Below are 16985 nucleotides of genomic sequence, written 5' to 3'. Positions count from 1 at the left end.
TCACCGGTTCTCCTTGGGGCGGATGCCCGGGTGGTGAAGGTGCGCGATGGACGCGCACCTAATAGCGTTCTTAGAACGCGTCTTCGAATTTCTTGGCCAGATCTTCGATATTGTCCGGCGGCCAGTCCTCGACATCCATGCCAAGGTGCAGACCCATGCCGGACAGGACCTCTTTGATCTCGTTCAGCGATTTGCGGCCAAAGTTCGGGGTGCGGAGCATCTCGGCTTCGGTCTTCTGGATCAGATCGCCAATATAAACGATGTTGTCGTTCTTCAGGCAGTTCGCAGATCGCACCGACAGTTCCAGCTCGTCCACTTTCTTGAGCAGAAGCGGGTTGAACTCGAGACCATCATCGTCGTCCTGACGCTGCGCCGATTCCGGCTCGTCGAAGTTGACAAAGATCGACAGCTGATCCTGCAGAATGCGCGCGGCATAGGCAATCGCGTCTTCCGGAGTGACGGAACCGTCGGTTTCAACCTTCAGCGTCAGCTTGTCGTAATCCAGCACCTGGCCCTCACGGGTCGGTTGCACGTCATAGGACACTTTCTTGACCGGCGAATAGATCGCATCGATCGGGATCAGGCCGATGGGCGCGTCTTCGGGCTTGTTCTTGTCTGCGGCAACATAGCCCTTGCCGGTGTTCACGGTGAGTTCCATGTACACGTCGGCGCCATCGTCAAGGTGGCAGATCACGTGATCACGGTTCAGCACTTCGATGCCTGCGGAGTCGGAAATGTCACCGGCAGTGACAACGCCCGGTCCCTTGGCATTGATCGAAAGGCGCTTGGGGCCTTCGACTTCCATGCGGATTGCAACGCCCTTGAGGTTCAGTACGATGTCGGTCACGTCTTCGCGCACACCGGCAACGCTTGAGAACTCGTGCAGCACGTTGTCGATCTGAACGGATGTGATGGCCGCGCCTTGCAGCGACGACATCAGAACGCGGCGCAGCGCATTGCCCAGCGTCAGACCAAAGCCACGCTCCAGCGGTTCCGCAACGGCGGTCGCCTGGCGCGCGGGGTCGTTGCCCGGCTTGACCTCAAGCTGCGTCGGCTTGATCAGTTCTGCCCAATTCTTGTGGATCATGCGTCCCTCCATTCCTGCTCTTGCCCCATGTCCAAAGGCAAAAGCGCCCGAGGTTAAAATGACGGATTGGGGCCGTGCGAAACGCGCGGCCCCAATCGAATAAATCTGGTCTTAGACGCGGCGGCGCTTCGGCGGGCGGCAGCCATTATGTGCAATCGGGGTCACATCACGGATCGAAGTGATGTTGAAACCGATGGCAGCCAGCGCGCGCAGGGCCGATTCACGGCCCGAACCGGGGCCTTGAACTTCGACTTCCAGCGTCTTCATGCCATGCTCCTGAGCCTTTCGACCTGCGTCTTCGGCGGCCATCTGCGCCGCGTAGGGCGTGGATTTCCGCGAGCCTTTGAAGCCCATGGTGCCGGCGGACGACCAGGAAATGGCGTTGCCCTGCACGTCAGAGATCAGGATCTTGGTGTTGTTAAACGAAGAGTTCACATGCGCCACACCGGTGGCGATATTCTTGGAGACCTTTTTCTTGCCTCCGCGACGGGTATCACGTGCCATGTTACCAGACCTCCCTTACTTCTTCTTGCCAGCGATGGGTTTCGCCGGGCCTTTGCGCGTACGCGCATTGGTGTGGGTCCGCTGACCGCGAACGGGGAGGTTACGGCGATGGCGCAGACCGCGGTAGCAGCCAAGGTCCATCAGACGCTTGATGTTCATCTGCACTTCGCGGCGCAGGTCACCTTCGACGGTGAAGTTGGCGTCGATGTGCTCGCGCACGGCCAGAACTTCGGCGTCGGAAAGCTCGTTCACACGACGGGTCGGGTCGATATTGACAGCTTCGCAGATTTGCTTGGCCGAGGTATGGCCAATTCCGGTGATGTAGGTCAGGGCGATCGGGACCCGTTTATGGGTCGGTATGTTTACGCCGGCGATACGTGCCACGTGTCATCTTCCTTTTCGTTGCGGGTCCGTAGTTCCAGACCCTTTTTTCACAACGTAAGCCCGGACGTGTTCTGACCGGGCCGCAGCTGAATTCGAGGTGATTTATCCCCATTGGGGAATCGCGCGGGTGACCGCGAGATATGGCTATCTATGGGGACGCGGGTGCAGCGTCAACCCCTTGTCAAGAGATTTGTTGTTCAGCCGGCAAACGGATTTGGAATCGCTCTGTTCAACCTTGCCAACATCGATATCCGCACCGTTCGAGCCGGTCTCATTGGCTCGAACAACACGCAAGATCCAATACGCATCCAGCGTCGAAAAACTAGTTCATAAAGCCCCTCAGAAAATCAAGATCATCGGGCTGATCAATCCGATACCCGGCGCCTGTTCCTGCGCAGTTTCCGTTCAGGCCGAAGGATGTAACGGCACCGATGACATTCGTGTCCCCCACGAAAAGAGGACCGCCTGAATCTCCAAAACACGTGCCCCCCGTATTGGCATTGTTCGACAGGGCAATCGACGTCTTTGGCGGCACACCGAAAGTGCCGGTCATGTCGATCAAACGTAAATCGGCCTTTAGACGGACCAAGTCGCTCTTGATGATCGGTTTGATCTGTTGGAGCCCGTATCCAACCGCTGTAAAGGTCGTGTCCTGTCTGCCACGCTTTTTCGCCAAAGGCGTGAGCTGCTCCTGGCTCGGCAATTGCCCATATTGGAAAGAGTACTGAGGTGAATCGAGTATCACGACCCCCAGATCGAAAAGAAAAAATGCGAAGTTATCGTATTGCGGATGGGTGTGCACCGAGGCCGCTTCAACAGCGGTTCCCCCACCAAACGGGAACCCGTTCCCTGGAATGCCCGCACCGACGTCCTCTTCGAACCACATTCGCGCAGCTGATGTACCATACGTGCAATGCCCGGCGGTCACAACGACTGTTGGGGTCACCAAAGTTCCGGTACACCGGTGCGACGGCTGCCCTCCGACGTCGAAAATAATAAGGCCAACATACGGGTGCTCACCGCCATCCGGGTCGCCGCCTCGCGTAATCGCACCCGCCATATTCGGGGTCAGGATAATAGCGGATACCGTCAGCATAACCATCGAAACAGAAGCAACCAACATGTGAACAAATCGATCTAGTCTCATAATGCGCTCCTTTATTGCCAATCTTGCTTTTTCCTATGCTTCGTCCTTGGCCGAACGAGCTAACCTCCGAACCTGCAGCCAATTTAGTTCTTGCGCTGCCGCCGAAGACTGAAAGGCGTTGCCATGGGCAAGTTCTACGGTGCCCAGCCCGCAATCACACCGTAACCACCGGGAACCGGTTTCGGTTCCAGAAACTCGGCAAAATTGCCCCATATCTCCGCGCCCCTCTTAGCGTTTGCATCCGAAGTCGCCTAGTCCGTCACAAATGCAACGACATAGCCGCTGCCATCTTCGTTCATGACACTGTAAATTTGTTGCATTCCGGGAAGGCTGAGGATCTGGTTCTTCGACTCGTTCATCTTCGCGGTCGCCGCCTCACGCGTACCGGGATTCATTTTGAACGGCGTCACCCTTGCGTACATCTTGTCCCCCCTGAACACGGGCCGCAAATAGCCCTTGCTGGGAACTATAACACAGAAGGGCCGAATAACCTAAGCATGGGGTCTCAAGGCCATTCTATTGGACCTGCCTACCCAGAAGATCACAGAGGGAAGTTCCATCCAGCACAGTTTGGAAAGATGCAATCTCGCGGAAAGTTGTTCTCGCCATCACGGCGAGGCTGGCAAAAATTGCCCACCCTTCCGTCACGCGGCCTTAGCCCAGTACGCCCGCGATCTCAGCCCGGACATCGTCAATCGCACCCAGACCGTCGACGCCGGTCAGTGCGCCCTTGGCGTAGTAATAGCCAATCAGCGGCGATGTTTTTTTGTAGTATTCCATCAACCGGATCTTGAGGCTTTCCTCATTGTCATCCGCCCGCGCCGTGCCACCGGCGGCAACCGCCTCTTTGGCGCGGTTCACGATCCGGTCGACCAGAACATCGTCATTGACCTGAAGCTCAATCACATGATCCAGCGTCTGGCCCGTTTCGGCCAGCAGAGCACCAAGCGCATCCGCTTGCGCCAGCGTCCGTGGGAAGCCGTCAAAGATGAACCCACCCTCAGAGCCCTGCTCCAGCTTTTCGCGGATCAGCCCGATCACGATCTCATCAGTCACAAGCTCGCCGCGATCCATGACCTCGGCTACGCGTTTGCCCATCTCCGTGCCAGAGGTTTTGGCCGCGCGCAGCATGTCGCCGGTGGACAGCTGCACCATGCCGCGCTCTTCGACAAGGAATTGCGCCTGCGTGCCCTTGCCCGCGCCGGGCGGTCCCAGAAGGATGATGTTCATGGCTCGTTACCTCCGGACAGGGCTGCGTTTCTTGCGGGACTTACCCTTGCCGCGAAGCTGCGACTTTTGAATGAGACCTTCGTACTGGTGTGCCAGAAGATGCGACTGCACCTGCTGGATCGTGTCCATGGTCACCGACACGACAATCAGCACGGACGTGCCGCCGAAGTAGAACGGGATGGCGAACTGACCGCGCAGAACCTCGGGCAGCAGACACACAGCCGCCAGATAGCCGGAACCCAAAACGAGGATGCGGTTGACCACATATTCCAGATACTCGGCGGTCTTCTTGCCCGGGCGGATGCCGGGAACGAAACCGTTCTGGTTCTTCAGGTTGTCGGCCACGTCATCGGGTTTGAACGACACGTTGAACGTATAGAAATAGGCGAAGAACACGATCATCAGCGCGAAGAACGCGAGGTAGAGCGGCTGACCGGGGCCGAAATAGGCAAGGATCGTGGACATGATCGGGCTGGTCTGATTGCCCGAGAAGGTCGCGATGGTTGTCGGCAGAAGCAGAAGCGACGAGGCAAAGATCGCCGGGATCACGCCTGACGGGTTAACCTTGACCGGGAGGTGGCTTTGCTGCGCTTCCGAGATTTTCATGCCCTGCTGGCGGCGCGGGTATTGAATGGTGATCTTGCGCAGCGCGCGTTCCATGAACACGACGAACATGATCACGGCCACCACCATGATGATCACACCGATGATCACCGCGGGGCTGATGGCACCGGAACGGCCAGATGCAAAGAACTGTGCCAGAGCGGCCGGTACTTCGGCGATAATGCCGACGAAGATGATCAGCGAGATACCGTTACCGATGCCGCGCGCGGTGATCTGTTCACCCAGCCACATCAGGAACATGGTGCCGCCCACCAGCGTGATGACACAGGACGCAATAAAGAAGCTTTGGTCGATCTCGGCCTGTACGAAGTCGTTGGCGTAGAGGCCCACAGACAGGCCATAGGCCTGGAACGTGGCCAGTACCACGGTGCCATAGCGGGTATACTGGTTGATCTTCTTGCGGCCCTGCTCGCCCTCTTTCTTGAGCTGTTCCAGCGCGGGAACCATGGCGGTCAGAAGCTGCACGATGATCGAGGCCGAGATATAGGGCATGATCCCCAGAGCAAAGATGCCCATCCGCCCCAGCGCGCCGCCGGTGAACATCGACACCATGCCGCCGATGCCCTGCCCCGCCTGCTCCATGAACTCACGAAGCGCGGCACCGTCGATCCCCGGAACCGGGATGAAGGTGCCAAGACGGTAGACGATCAGAAGACCGAGGGTGAAGAGGATGCGGTTGCGCAGGTCGGTGGCCTTGCCGAGCGCTGCCCAGCTTGTATTGGCCGCCATCTGCTCTGCTGCTGATACCATGGCTCTTTATATCTCGCTTTATGCAAACGCCGCCCGGGCCGGTTTCCGGCGGGCGGCGTTAAGGAAAACCTGTCAGGCTATGTAAGCGGCGAATGCGCCGCTCACAACCCGTTATTCAGCCGCAGACGCAGCTGTGACCTTCAGTGAGCCGCCCGCTTTCTCAACAGCCTCGATGGCCGCTTTCGATGCACCGGTCACTTCGATGGTTGCCTTGGCGGTAATCTCGCCCTTGGCCAGCACGCGCACACCGTCGAGTTTGCGGCGCACGGCGCCCGATGCGATCAGGCTGTCTTCGGTGATGTTCGCGGCGTCCAGCTTGCCGGCGTCGATGAACTTCTGGATGATGTTCAGGTTGATCACCGCATAGGATTTGCGGTTCGGCTTGTTAAAACCGCGCTTGGGCAGGCGTTGGTAGAGCGGCATCTGGCCGCCTTCATAGCCCTTGATGGCCACACCCGAACGGGATTTCTGACCCTTGATACCGCGACCAGCGGTTTTGCCCATGCCGGAACCCGGACCACGGCCAACGCGCTTGCGGCGTTTGGTTGCGCCAGGATTGTCGCGCAGTTCATTGAGTTTCATATCGCTTCTCCTTGCCGGATGTGACCCCCGAAGCGTGTTGGGTCAACCACGGCGTTTCTTGGTTTTGATTCTGCGGCGCTCTGCGCCACCGGGCGCGTATAGCGGTCAGGCCATCGCCATGCAAGGCCCCCCAAAAGGAAACGCCGCGCGGTTTGAAACTCGCGCGGCGATTATCGGGGGCGTCCGTGATCAGCGGGTCTGACGCAGATATTCCGTCCAGCAAGGCACGGGGTCAGATTTCAGCGCGGTCATAACGCGGCCGATGATACGGCGGGCCATGGCGGGGATCAGTGTCATCAGAGGTCTCCGGTCGCTCGTCAGTGGCAGAAGAATCAGAGGGTTGCCGCGTGGGCGCTGGCCACGTCGCCGATTTCCGAGCGGGCCAGACCGATATCGGCCAGTTCACGATCGGACATCGCATTGAGTTCGTCATAGAGCGCGTTGAAGGCCGCGCGGCGGGCTGCCGCTTGGCGGATATTCGCGACTGCATTGCGGTAAGCGGCGCGCAGGCTGAAACCGGGGCGGGCGTAGGTAGGGGCAAATGCCATGATAGTGTCCTTTGTCTGGGTGGGGCGCGGTGCCCCGAATTCGTATTTGCTTTCACGCGAGGACATAGGCCCGGTTGGTGGCGCTCACAATCGACAGTATGGTCTGCCCGTTATGCATTTTCTGCAATGCAGCATCGGCCCTGCCAGACAAATGAAAACGCCCCCCGGCCTGAACCGGAGGGCGCTTTGGTCTATAGGGTGGGCCATGCGGCCCACCAATCGCTTAGCCGCGTTCTTCGACGATCTCGACGAGATGCGGGATCTTGTTGATCATGCCGCGCACCGAAGGGGTATCCTCAAGCTCGCGGGTTTTGTGCATCTTGTTCAGGCCCAGACCGATCAGCGTCTTGCGCTGGATTTCGGGGCGACGGATCGGCGAGCCGATCTGCTTGACTACGATGGTTTTTGCCATGGGTCTCAGGCCTCCTCAGCAACCTGGGTGCTTTCCTGCGGCGCGTCATCACGCTTGGGCAGGATGTCAGCAACCTTTTTACCACGACGCTGTGCCACCATACGGGGGCTGGTTTCTTTCTGAAGACCGTTCAGCGTGGCGCGGATCATGTTGTAGGGGTTCTGCGACCCAGTCGACTTGGCAACCACGTCCTGGATGCCCAGCATCTCGAACACGGCGCGCATCGGACCACCGGCGATGATACCGGTACCCTGCGGTGCGGTGCGCATCACGACTTTACCGGCGCCGTGGCGGCCTTCCATGTCGTGGTGCAGCGTGCGGCCTTCGCGCAGCGGCACGCGGATCATCTGGCGCTTGGCTTGCTCGGTGGCTTTGCGGATGGCTTCAGGCACTTCTTTCGCCTTGCCCTTGCCAAAGCCCACGCGGCCTTTCTGGTCGCCCACAACCACGAGTGCGGCGAAGCCAAAGCGCTTACCACCTTTCACGGTTTTGGACACCCGGTTGATCGCAACCAGGCGATCTGCAAATTCCGGCGCTTCGTCGCGGTCGCGACCCTTGCCCCGGCGGTTCTCACGTTCTGCCATCTGGCTTCCCTTCATGAGTGGCGCGCTTTGCGCCTGTTTTTTTCAATCGCAGTGACCCCGGTTTCCCGGGGCCCCCGATCATCGAGAGGCGCGGCGCCCCGCGCCCCCACACTTTAGAACTTCAGGCCGCCCTCACGCGCAGCATCGGCCAGAGCCTTGATGCCACCGTGGAACAGGAAACCACCGCGGTCGAAATAACACTCTTCGACACCGGCTTTCTTGGCGCGCTCGGCAATTGCCTCGCCCACTTTTTTCGCGGCTTCCACGTTGTTCTTGCCCACGAACCCCAGGTCCTTTTCGAGCGACGAAGCCGATGCCAGCGTGGTGCCGTTGACGTCGTCGATCAACTGGACCGAAATGTTCTTGTTCGAGCGATGGACCGACAGGCGCACGCGCCCACGGTTCATCTTGCGGAGTTTGTTCCGAACGCGCAGACGGCGCTTCAGGAACAGTTGTCTTTTGCTGTTTGCCATTGTGCGCGTCCTTACTTCTTCTTGCCTTCCTTCTGGAAGATATATTCACCCTTGTAGCGGATGCCTTTGCCTTTATAGGGCTCGGGCTTGCGCCATTCGCGGATATTGGCCGCGACCTGACCCACCTGCTGGATGTCATTACCTTCGATAATGATCTCAGTCGGTTTGGGAACAGTAATGGTGATACCTTCCGGAATTTCGAAATCCACGTCGTGAGACAGGCCGAGGTTCAGCTTGAGGGTCTTACCCGCCAGCTGAGCACGATAACCCACACCCTGGATTTCCAGCTCTTTCTTGAAGGTTCCGGTAACGCCGTGGACCAGGTTGGCCACAACGGTGCGGCTCATGCCCCACTGCTGGCGTGCACGCTTGGACTTGCCGCGCGGCGTGACGGTCACGGTGCCATCTTCGATGGTCAGCGTCACGTCATCCGTGGCGGTGAAGCTCTGGGTCCCCTTGGGGCCTTTCACTTCAATGGTCTGGCCCGAAAGCGAAGCGGTCACACCGTCAGGAAGGGCAACAGGCTGTTTGCCGATACGAGACATCTCAGACCCTCCTTAGAATACGGTGCAGAGCACTTCGCCGCCGATATTGGCATTGCGTGCAGCTGCATCCGACATGACGCCCTTGGAGGTGGAAACGATGCTGACGCCCAGGCCCTGACGGACGGTGGGGATCTCGTTCACACCCAGATACACACGACGGCCCGGCTTGGACACCCGCTTCAATTCGCGGATGACGGGGGTGCCGTCGTAGTATTTCAGGCTGATTTCGATGGCGGGGTGACCGCGCTCATCGGTGGTTTTCTCGTAACCGCGGATGTAACCTTCGTCCGCGAGAACGTCGAGCACCCAGGCACGCAGTTTCGATGCGGGGGTCGACACGGTCGACTTGCCACGCATCTGTGCGTTGCGGATCCGGGTGAGCATATCGCCGATAGGATCGTTCATCTTATGCCCTCCTTACCAGCTCGACTTGACCATGCCGGGAAGCAGGCCCTTGGAGCCCAGTTCGCGCAGCGCGATACGGCTGATTTTCAGCTTGCGGTAGTACGCGTGGGGACGACCGGTCAGCTGGCAGCGGTTGTGCAAACGGGTAGCCGAGCTGTTGCGCGGCAGTTTCGCCAGTTTCAGACGCGCCTTGAAGCGCTCTTCCATCGGCTTGGTTTCGTCGTTTGCGATTTCCTTGAGTTCGGCGCGTTTGGCAGCATATTTCGCCACCATCTTTTCGCGCTTCTTCTCGCGTTCGATCATTGCTTTTTTAGCCATGTCTAATCCTCTCCCGCGTTACGAGCTGAAAGGCATGTTGAAATGCTTCAACAGCGCCTTGGCTTCTGCGTCGGTTTTCGCGGTGGTGGCGATCACGATGTCCAGGCCCCAGGCCTCGTCCACCTTGTCAAAGTCGATTTCCGGGAACACGATATGTTCCTTGATGCCCATGGCATAGTTGCCACGGCCGTCAAACGACTTGCCCGAAACGCCGCGGAAGTCGCGGATACGGGGCATTGCCACAGTGATCAGACGATCGAGGAAATCGTACATGCGTGCGCCGCGCAGGGTTGTTTTCGCACCCAGTGGCATGTCTTCACGAACGCGGAAGCCGGCGATCGACTTCTTGGCCTTGGTGATGACGGCACGTTGACCGGCGATTGCGGTCAGATCATCCTGCGCCGACTTGGCTTTCTTGCTGTCTTTGACAGCTTCAGCGCCGCAGCCGATGTTCAGGACGATCTTGTCCAGACGCGGGATCATCATGTCGTTGGAGTAGCCGAATTCTTCTTTCAGCTTCGCCTTGATCTCGGCGTCAAAGAGCGCGCGCAGACGCGGGGTGTAGTTTGCGGAATCAAGCATCGATCACGTCCCCCGTGGTCTTGGCGAAGCGGACCTTCTTGTCACCTTCCATGCGGAAGCCGACGCGGGTGGCTTTGCCGTTAGCGTCAAGCAGTGCCAAGTTCGACAGCTGGATCGGCATCGGCTTGGGGATGCGACCGCCTTGCGACGTTTGGCTCTGACGGGTGGCGCGGATGGCGATGTTCACACCGTCCACGATGGCCTTGCCGGATTTCGGGTCAACGGAAGCAATGGTGCCTTCCTTGCCCTTGTCCTTGCCGGCCAGCACGACGACCTTGTCGCCTTTACGGAGTTTGGCAGCCATTACAGCACCTCCGGAGCAAGCGAGATGATTTTCATGAAGTTCTTGGCGCGCAGCTCACGAACAACCGGTCCGAAGATACGGGTACCAACGGGTTCGTTGTTGTTGTTGAGGATCACGGCTGCGTTGCGATCAAAGCGGATCGCGGTGCCGTCTTCACGGCGAACTTCTTTGGCGGTGCGCACGACGACGGCCTTGCGGACGTCACCCTTCTTCACGCGACCGCGCGGGATGGCTTCCTTGACGGATACTACGATGATGTCACCCACCGACGCGTATTTCCGCTTGGAACCACCCAGAACCTTGATGCACTGAACCCGGCGCGCGCCGGAGTTGTCAGCTACATCCAGATTGGTCTGCATCTGGATCATGTGGTTTCTCCTGACCTTTGGGGGGTCATGCCTGACCTGTTCCCCATGGTTTCGATCAAACTAAAAGGGTCCGGAAGCTTACGCTTCCAGAACCTCCCAGCGTTTCGTCTTCGATTTCGGCGCGCATTCGATGATGCGTACGGTGTCACCGACCTTGAAAGCGTTCTTTTCATCATGAGCCCGGTACTTCTTGGACTTCTTGATGGTTTTCTTCAGAACCGGGTGCTTGAAGCGGCGTTCCACCGACACAGTCACGGTCTGGGCGTTGGCGTCCGAGGTTACGACACCTTGCAGGATACGTTTGGGCATAGGTCTCGCTCCTTATTCAGCTGCCGCAGCGGCTTTTTCGTTCAGCACGGTTTTCACACGCGCCGCATCACGTTTCACCTGGCGCATACGCGCAGTGTTTTCCAGCTGACCAGTGGCTTGCTGGAAACGCAGGTTGAACGCTTCTTTTTTCAGATTGGCCAGCTCTTCACGAAGCTGATCCGGCGTCTTGTCACGCAGTTCGGTGGCGTTCATCGCCTTGTCCTTTCTCAACATCACCAGACGGCCCCTTTCACATCATCGTGTGGGTCACCGTGATTCTGGTGGAGTCCATGAATGAGGGGGCCGTATAGGCGCGATGCCGCCGCTTGGCAAGAGCAAAGGCAGGTGACGCTGCATGTTGCCATAGAGGAGACACTCAGTTGCCCAATTTTGGACAGTAAAATTCGATAAAAAAATGTACAAACGACCCGGTGTCGTTAATCAGTGTTGGAGTTTCACATGGAAATTGTTCTGCTAATGGCTTTGGCCGTGCTTGGCATTGGCTTTATCGACACGGGAAATTCCGAAGACGATGAGCAAGAAGCTCTGGTCGAAGAGGACGATGTCGAAACGCCGGACACCCCGGATACGCCTGACGATCCGGACACGCCTGACGATCCTGACACCCCCGATGAGTCCGACACGCCCGACGACCCGCTCACGGCGGGTTCCAGCAGCTCAGTGACCGGGACCGACGGCGCAGATGTCATTACCCTTGCGGTCGAGGATGAGGGCGTTGAAAACGCGACGATACTGTCCGGCGACGGCGACGACACGATCGACCTTTATGACGAAGACTTCGAAAGCACTGGCCCGATAGACGAACGCACGCTGATACTAAGCCGGATCGAGGCGGGCGGCGGTGACGACGTCCTGAATGCCCTGCTGTTGTCCAGCACCATCGACATGGGCGACGGTGATGACACCGTCGCGTTGGTAGACGAGTCCATCGATTCCATTGTGGATCTCGGCGCAGGTGCCGATGTGTTTGACGGAAGCGGTGGCAGTGGGCCTCAGGTCACAGTGAATGGCGGTGACGGCAACGACACCATCACCGGAAGCTTCAACATGAACCTGAACGGCGACGCAGGAGATGATGTGATCAGTTTCTCAGGGGTGGCGGAAGGTGACACCGGCTATGCGACGCAGGTCGACGGCGGCGATGGAAATGACACGATTTCCTTTACCGGCACGGGCATCACGGACCCAAGCCTGAGCGCCTTGTCTCCGCGCGGCGGTGCAGGAGCGGATCTGTTCGACCTTGATATCTCCGAGGGCGACCTGAGCGCGCCCAACTTTGACGGCTCCGAGTTTGATCCGACAGAGTTTGTCCAGGACGATGGCAGTCTGTTGTTCGAAGTTCTGGAACTGCCCGATTTCACCCCGGGCGAGGACATGATCCGCATTGATGCCACCCCATCCGACGACGGTTACGACCTGACCGAAGCGCGTTTGGAACCGGGAACGGACGTGTTTGGCAACGAAATCACCACGCTTGTGCTGCGCTATGACCACGCGACCGAGGCGGCGCAGGAAACAACGGTGGTCATCGGCGCGGCGGACGTGGATTGGGACGACATCACCTTTGTCGGCGAGGATATCCCGACGCTGGAACCAATCACTCCCAGCGGTAGTTAAAGCTCACGCTGACGCGCTCGTCCTCGGCCATGTTCATCGGCACCTCGTGGCGCAGCCAGCTTTCCCAAAGCAGCACATCACCCACTGTCGGCGTCTGATAAACAAAGGCCTTCAGCTCCTCGCGGCACCCCTTGCGCCGCGGCGGCGCGGCCATCATGCGGGCCGAGCGCGGGTCTTCGAGTTTCAGCGCCGAGGTGCCTTCGGGCATCGAGACATAAGTGGTGCCCGAGATCACCGAATGCGGATGCAGGTGGCTGGAATGCATACCGCCCTCGGGCAGGATGTTGATCCAGATATCCTCCAGCACAAGGTTGCGCCCGTCGAGATCGAACTCCAGATCCTCGGCAAAGGCCGCGACATGGGCGTCGAGCACCTTGACCAGATCGGAAAAGATCGGAAAGCGCCAGGGCAGATCGGTGAGCGAGGCGTAAGACGTGTAACCGGGATAGCCCTCGGACTCGCACCATTCCTGCCCGGCCTCGTCATCCTCGGCGATGGTAAAGCAGGACGCTTCCAGCTCGTCATTGTCGATGGCAGGGCCATGCTCGGAGAGGGCAGCGCGGTAAAGACGGGTCACGAAGAGGGAGGATATGTCAGCCATGACACGGCTTTACTCCAGCTTTTATCAAAGAAAAACCCCCGCCGCATCACTGCGCCGGGGGCCAATTTCGTAGGGTGGGCAATGCTGCCCACCGATCACCAGTCCTCGCGGACCACGACGCGGGTCTTGACCGGCAGTTTCATCGCGGCAAGGCGGAGCGCCTCACGTGCAACTGCGTCGGTCACGCCGTCGATCTCGAACATCACGCGGCCCGGCTTGACCTTGGCGGCCCAGCGGTCGACGGAACCTTTACCCTTACCCATCCGGACCTCGATCGGCTTGGCCGAAATCGGGGTGTCGGGAAAGATGCGGATCCAGACGCGGCCCTGACGTTTCATGTGACGCGTCATGGCACGACGGGCGGCTTCGATCTGGCGGGCGGTCACGCGCTCGGGCGTGGTGGCCTTGAGACCGTAAGTGCCGAAGTTCAGATCAGAGCCGCCCTTGGCGTCGCCCTTGATCCGGCCTTTGTGCATCTTGCGGAATTTAGTGCGCTTTGGTTGAAGCATCTGTCATTCCTCCTCAGCGACGGCCACCGGCGCCACGAGGGGCCGGACCATCCTGAACTTCCTGTGCCTTGCGGTCACGCGCTTGCGGGTCGTGCTCCATGATCTCGCCTTTGAAGATCCAGACCTTGATCCCGATGATGCCATAGGGCGTTTCCGCCTCGACATGTGCGTGGTCGATATCGGCGCGCAGGGTATGAAGCGGCACACGGCCTTCGCGGTACCATTCGGTCCGGGCGATCTCGGCACCGCCAAGACGGCCCGCAACGTTGACCCGGATGCCTTCGGCACCCATGCGCATGGCGTTCTGCACCGCACGTTTCATCGCACGACGGAAGGACACACGACGCTCAAGCTGTTGCGCGATGCTTTCGCCGACAAGGCGGGCATCCAGCTCGGGCTTGCGCACTTCCACGATGTTGAGGTGCAGCTCGCTATCGGTCATGTTGGCGATTTTCTTGCGCAGGGTTTCGATGTCTGCGCCTTTCTTGCCAATGATGACACCGGGGCGGGCAGTGTGGATCGTCACGCGGCACTTCTTGTGCGGACGTTCGATGATCACACGGGCCACGCCGGCCTGTTTGCACTCTTCATGGATGAAATCACGGATTGCCAGGTCTTCCAGCAGAAGATCACCGTAATCCTTGGTGTCGGCGTACCAGCGGCTGTCCCAGGTGCGGTTGACCTGAAGGCGCATGCCGATCGGATTGGTTTTATTCCCCATCAGGCTTGCTCCTCAATCTGACGGACCTTGATGGTCAGTTCCGAAAACGGCTTGACGATCTTGCCAAACCGGCCACGTGCTCGCGGGCGACCGCGCTTCATGACCAGGTTCTTGCCGACATAGGCTTCGGCCACGATCAGCTCGTCCACATCGAGACCATGGTTGTTCTCGGCATTGGCGATGGCAGATTGCAGGCACTTGCGCACGTCGATGGCGATCCGCTTCTTCGAGAAAGCCAGATCGTTCAGCGCTTTTTCAACCTTCTTGCCGCGGATCATTCCGGCGACCAGGTTCAGCTTTTGCGGGGACGTACGGAGCATGCGCAGTTTTGCCATTGCTTCGTTGTCGGCCACGCGGCGGGGGTTCTTTTCCTTGCCCATGACTTACTTCCGCTTCGCTTTTTTGTCAGCGGCGTGGCCATAATAGGTGCGGGTCGGGGAGTATTCACCGAACTTCTGACCGATCATGTCTTCCGTGACGTTGACAGGGATATGCTTCTGGCCGTTGTACACGCCAAACGTCAGGCCCACGAATTGGGGCAGGATCGTCGAGCGGCGCGACCAGATCTTGATAACTTCGTTGCGGCCGGAGTCGCGGGCTGCTTCGGCTTTTTTCAGCACATAAGCATCCACGAAGGGGCCTTTCCATACAGAACGTGCCATGTCTTAGCGGCCCTTCTTCTTGGCGTGACGCGAGCGGATGATCAGCTTTTGCGACGCCTTGTTCTTGTTGCGGGTGCGTTTACCCTTGGTCGGCTTGCCCCACGGTGTCACCGGGTGACGACCACCAGAGGTCCGGCCTTCACCACCACCATGGGGGTGGTCGATCGGGTTCATGACAACACCACGCACAGAGGGGCGGATGCCCTTGTGGCGCATGCGGCCCGCTTTACCGTAGTTCTGGTTCGAGTTGTCGGGGTTCGACACGGCACCCACGGTGGCCATGCATTCCTGACGCACCATGCGCAATTCGCCCGAGGACAGGCGGATCTGGGCGTAGCCACCGTCACGGCCGACGAACTGGGCATAAGTGCCTGCGGCGCGTGCGATCTGACCGCCCTTGCCGGGCTTCAGCTCGATGTTGTGAACGATGGTACCAATGGGCATGCCCGAGAACGGCATCGCGTTGCCCGGCTTGATGTCGGCCTTGGCCGAAGCGATCAGCTTGTCACCAACGGCAATCCGCTGCGGCGCGAGGATATAAGCCTGCTCGCCGTCTGTATATTGCACGAGGGCAATGAACGCGGTGCGGTTGGGGTCATATTCGATGCGCACAACGACGGCTTCGACGTCGAATTTGTTACGCTTGAAATCAACGATCCGGTAGAGGCGTTTCGCCCCGCCACCACGACGGCGCGATGTGATACGTCCGGTGTTGTTCCGGCCACCCGATTTCGTCAGACCCTCGGTGAGGGCTTTGACGGGGCGTCCTTTCCACAGCTCCGAACGGTCGATCAGCACCAGCCCGCGCTGGCCCGGCGTCGTCGGCTTGTACGACTTGAGTGCCATGCTTTCTGTCTTCCGTTTAGCAATGCGGGACTGTGCGCCCCGCTATGTTTGGGCTTTCCCTTTGTTCGGGTCAGCCAAGGTATAGGGCCCCGAAGGTCCCCGGTTAGGATGGCGGACAAACTGCCCACCTTGCGCCGGTCTTGTAGGGTGGGCAATTTGCCCACCAGACCAACAAATACACACAGCCCCAGACGAATCTGGGGCGGTGCGGATGGGGTCTGATAGGGGAAGGGGGGCGTGGGGTCAAGGGCGCCTGGTCGGTCAAACAATCCTAGGAAACCTAATCACCGGACTTTTCGTCGTTCGATGGTTGCTTTGACCGTTTCCTTGAGTCGATCAGATGATGTAACGACATATCGATAAGCATTGGAATTTCTTCAATAATGAAATGCGCTTCTTTGGCGTCACCGATCATTTCACGCGAAAACTTCGAGCGCATAAGGGTTTTAACGGTGCGTTGGAGACGATGCATTGCTTTTTCAGCGACATCGGAACCACCTTCACGGACTTCACGGTAGGATTCCGCCAACACTTCGGACAACCAAGGAAAATCCTCTCTGAGATATCCAGCCATCAATAGCAGTCCCATCGGGGCGTCGTCACCTTCCTGCGAAACATACATGATTTCTTCCAGCATTCGAGGGTGAAACCGTGGTCTTCTTCTCCTGATGTGTCGAGCAGCCTCCAAGAGTTCGGGATCAAAGTCACGCATTCGAGAATTGAGGCCACGCACACTGAGCTACCCCCTGAAATTCGGACACTGACGTAAGCTACGATTTGTTGTCTGCTGGTCTTCGACGATAAGGAGATTAGAGATGTCGAAACGGAAGAACCATTCGCCGGAGTTCAAGG

At 58.7% G+C, this 16985-nt stretch carries 28 protein-coding genes; 1 reads left to right on the top strand and 27 read right to left on the bottom strand.

The genetic code is table 11. The features are described 5' to 3' along the window. Positions 1–70: 70 nt before the first annotated feature. The 20 genes from PGB28_RS18210 to rpmC form a co-directional block, all read right to left on the bottom strand. Positions 71–1087 carry a DNA-directed RNA polymerase subunit alpha gene (locus PGB28_RS18210; RefSeq protein ID WP_271422960.1) on the bottom strand — a complete coding sequence of 339 codons (1017 nt, stop codon included), beginning with the start codon at positions 1085–1087 and terminating at the stop codon, positions 71–73. A gap of 111 nt (positions 1088–1198) precedes the next feature. Continuing rightward, on the bottom strand, positions 1199–1591 hold the full coding sequence (rpsK, locus tag PGB28_RS18205) for a 30S ribosomal protein S11 (protein WP_271422959.1): 393 nt from the start codon (positions 1589–1591) through the stop codon (positions 1199–1201). A 15-nt stretch (positions 1592–1606) separates the two neighbouring features. Next, positions 1607–1975: a 30S ribosomal protein S13 gene (gene rpsM, locus PGB28_RS18200; RefSeq protein ID WP_271422958.1), complete on the bottom strand. Its 369-nt coding sequence runs from the start codon at positions 1973–1975 to the stop codon at positions 1607–1609. 322 nt (positions 1976–2297) lie between these two features. Continuing rightward, complete coding sequence (locus PGB28_RS18195) at positions 2298–3122, bottom strand: trypsin-like serine protease (protein ID WP_271422957.1); 825 nt, start codon at positions 3120–3122, stop codon at positions 2298–2300. 251 nt (positions 3123–3373) lie between these two features. Then, positions 3374–3544: a hypothetical protein gene (locus PGB28_RS18190; protein ID WP_271422956.1), complete on the bottom strand. Its 171-nt coding sequence runs from the start codon at positions 3542–3544 to the stop codon at positions 3374–3376. 232 nt (positions 3545–3776) lie between these two features. After that, on the bottom strand, positions 3777–4352 hold the full coding sequence (locus PGB28_RS18185; protein ID WP_271422955.1) for an adenylate kinase: 576 nt from the start codon (positions 4350–4352) through the stop codon (positions 3777–3779). A 6-nt stretch (positions 4353–4358) separates the two neighbouring features. Continuing rightward, on the bottom strand, positions 4359–5726 hold the full coding sequence (gene secY / locus PGB28_RS18180; protein ID WP_271422954.1) for a preprotein translocase subunit SecY: 1368 nt from the start codon (positions 5724–5726) through the stop codon (positions 4359–4361). Positions 5727–5837: 111 nt separating this feature from the next. Beyond that, complete coding sequence (gene rplO / locus PGB28_RS18175; protein WP_271422953.1) at positions 5838–6308, bottom strand: 50S ribosomal protein L15; 471 nt, start codon at positions 6306–6308, stop codon at positions 5838–5840. 332 nt (positions 6309–6640) lie between these two features. Next, entirely contained in the window at positions 6641–6856 is a 216-nt protein-coding gene (locus PGB28_RS18170; protein WP_271422952.1) for a DUF1127 domain-containing protein, read from the bottom strand. A gap of 223 nt (positions 6857–7079) precedes the next feature. Then, a complete protein-coding gene (gene rpmD / locus PGB28_RS18165; protein WP_025311786.1) occupies positions 7080–7268 on the bottom strand; it encodes a 50S ribosomal protein L30 in 189 nt (62 codons plus the stop codon). A 5-nt stretch (positions 7269–7273) separates the two neighbouring features. Further along, the gene (rpsE, locus tag PGB28_RS18160) at positions 7274–7852 is read right to left on the bottom strand and encodes a 30S ribosomal protein S5 (RefSeq protein WP_271422951.1); all 579 of its coding nucleotides are present in this window, start codon (positions 7850–7852) and stop codon (positions 7274–7276) included. 113 nt (positions 7853–7965) lie between these two features. Next, positions 7966–8325 (bottom strand): 50S ribosomal protein L18, encoded by a 360-nt coding sequence (gene rplR / locus PGB28_RS18155; protein WP_271422950.1) that lies wholly within the window; start codon positions 8323–8325, stop codon positions 7966–7968. An 11-nt stretch (positions 8326–8336) separates the two neighbouring features. After that, complete coding sequence (gene rplF / locus PGB28_RS18150) at positions 8337–8870, bottom strand: 50S ribosomal protein L6 (protein WP_271422949.1); 534 nt, start codon at positions 8868–8870, stop codon at positions 8337–8339. Between the two features lie 12 nt (positions 8871–8882). Then, positions 8883–9275 (bottom strand): 30S ribosomal protein S8, encoded by a 393-nt coding sequence (gene rpsH / locus PGB28_RS18145; RefSeq protein ID WP_271422948.1) that lies wholly within the window; start codon positions 9273–9275, stop codon positions 8883–8885. A 12-nt stretch (positions 9276–9287) separates the two neighbouring features. Beyond that, positions 9288–9593 (bottom strand): 30S ribosomal protein S14, encoded by a 306-nt coding sequence (rpsN, locus tag PGB28_RS18140; RefSeq protein ID WP_271422947.1) that lies wholly within the window; start codon positions 9591–9593, stop codon positions 9288–9290. An 18-nt stretch (positions 9594–9611) separates the two neighbouring features. Next, positions 9612–10175: a 50S ribosomal protein L5 gene (gene rplE, locus PGB28_RS18135; protein ID WP_271422946.1), complete on the bottom strand. Its 564-nt coding sequence runs from the start codon at positions 10173–10175 to the stop codon at positions 9612–9614. Further along, positions 10168–10479, bottom strand: coding sequence for a 50S ribosomal protein L24 (gene rplX, locus PGB28_RS18130; RefSeq protein WP_271422945.1), 312 nt, complete (start codon positions 10477–10479; stop codon positions 10168–10170). Before rplX ends, rplE begins: the two co-directional genes overlap by 8 nt. Beyond that, positions 10479–10847: a 50S ribosomal protein L14 gene (gene rplN / locus PGB28_RS18125; RefSeq protein WP_005621870.1), complete on the bottom strand. Its 369-nt coding sequence runs from the start codon at positions 10845–10847 to the stop codon at positions 10479–10481. Before rplN ends, rplX begins: the two co-directional genes overlap by 1 nt. A gap of 78 nt (positions 10848–10925) precedes the next feature. Next, positions 10926–11156 carry a 30S ribosomal protein S17 gene (rpsQ, locus tag PGB28_RS18120; RefSeq protein WP_271422944.1) on the bottom strand — a complete coding sequence of 77 codons (231 nt, stop codon included), beginning with the start codon at positions 11154–11156 and terminating at the stop codon, positions 10926–10928. 12 nt (positions 11157–11168) lie between these two features. Further along, complete coding sequence (gene rpmC / locus PGB28_RS18115; RefSeq protein ID WP_271423015.1) at positions 11169–11369, bottom strand: 50S ribosomal protein L29; 201 nt, start codon at positions 11367–11369, stop codon at positions 11169–11171. 246 nt (positions 11370–11615) lie between these two features. Between rpmC and PGB28_RS18110 the strand changes: the two genes are divergently transcribed. Next, the gene (locus PGB28_RS18110; protein ID WP_271422943.1) at positions 11616–12794 is read left to right on the top strand and encodes a hypothetical protein; all 1179 of its coding nucleotides are present in this window, start codon (positions 11616–11618) and stop codon (positions 12792–12794) included. On the opposite strand, the gene PGB28_RS18105 is transcribed toward PGB28_RS18110, so the two are convergent. The 7 genes from PGB28_RS18105 to PGB28_RS18075 form a co-directional block, all read right to left on the bottom strand. After that, complete coding sequence (locus PGB28_RS18105; protein ID WP_271422942.1) at positions 12775–13395, bottom strand: 2OG-Fe(II) oxygenase family protein; 621 nt, start codon at positions 13393–13395, stop codon at positions 12775–12777. The genes PGB28_RS18110 and PGB28_RS18105 overlap by 20 nt on opposite strands. 95 nt (positions 13396–13490) lie before the next feature. Continuing rightward, positions 13491–13904, bottom strand: a complete 414-nt coding sequence (rplP, locus tag PGB28_RS18100; protein ID WP_271422941.1) for a 50S ribosomal protein L16 — start codon at positions 13902–13904, stop codon at positions 13491–13493. 13 nt (positions 13905–13917) lie between these two features. Continuing rightward, a complete protein-coding gene (gene rpsC, locus PGB28_RS18095; protein ID WP_271422940.1) occupies positions 13918–14625 on the bottom strand; it encodes a 30S ribosomal protein S3 in 708 nt (235 codons plus the stop codon). Further along, positions 14625–15005 (bottom strand): 50S ribosomal protein L22, encoded by a 381-nt coding sequence (gene rplV / locus PGB28_RS18090; RefSeq protein WP_271422939.1) that lies wholly within the window; start codon positions 15003–15005, stop codon positions 14625–14627. The genes rpsC and rplV overlap by 1 nt, the downstream gene beginning before the upstream one ends. Before the next feature lie 3 nt (positions 15006–15008). Further along, on the bottom strand, positions 15009–15287 hold the full coding sequence (rpsS, locus tag PGB28_RS18085; protein WP_271422938.1) for a 30S ribosomal protein S19: 279 nt from the start codon (positions 15285–15287) through the stop codon (positions 15009–15011). Between the two features lie 3 nt (positions 15288–15290). Further along, positions 15291–16133: a 50S ribosomal protein L2 gene (gene rplB / locus PGB28_RS18080; RefSeq protein WP_271422937.1), complete on the bottom strand. Its 843-nt coding sequence runs from the start codon at positions 16131–16133 to the stop codon at positions 15291–15293. A 280-nt stretch (positions 16134–16413) separates the two neighbouring features. Next, complete coding sequence (locus tag PGB28_RS18075; RefSeq protein WP_271422936.1) at positions 16414–16770, bottom strand: hypothetical protein; 357 nt, start codon at positions 16768–16770, stop codon at positions 16414–16416. Positions 16771–16985: the final 215 nt, after the last annotated feature.

This window comes from Primorskyibacter aestuariivivens, from assembly GCF_028023675.1.
Lineage (GTDB): Bacteria > Pseudomonadota > Alphaproteobacteria > Rhodobacterales > Rhodobacteraceae > Marinovum > Marinovum aestuariivivens.
The sequence above is the reverse complement of the archived record's forward strand: the minus strand, read 5'-3'. Positions and strand labels throughout refer to the sequence as shown.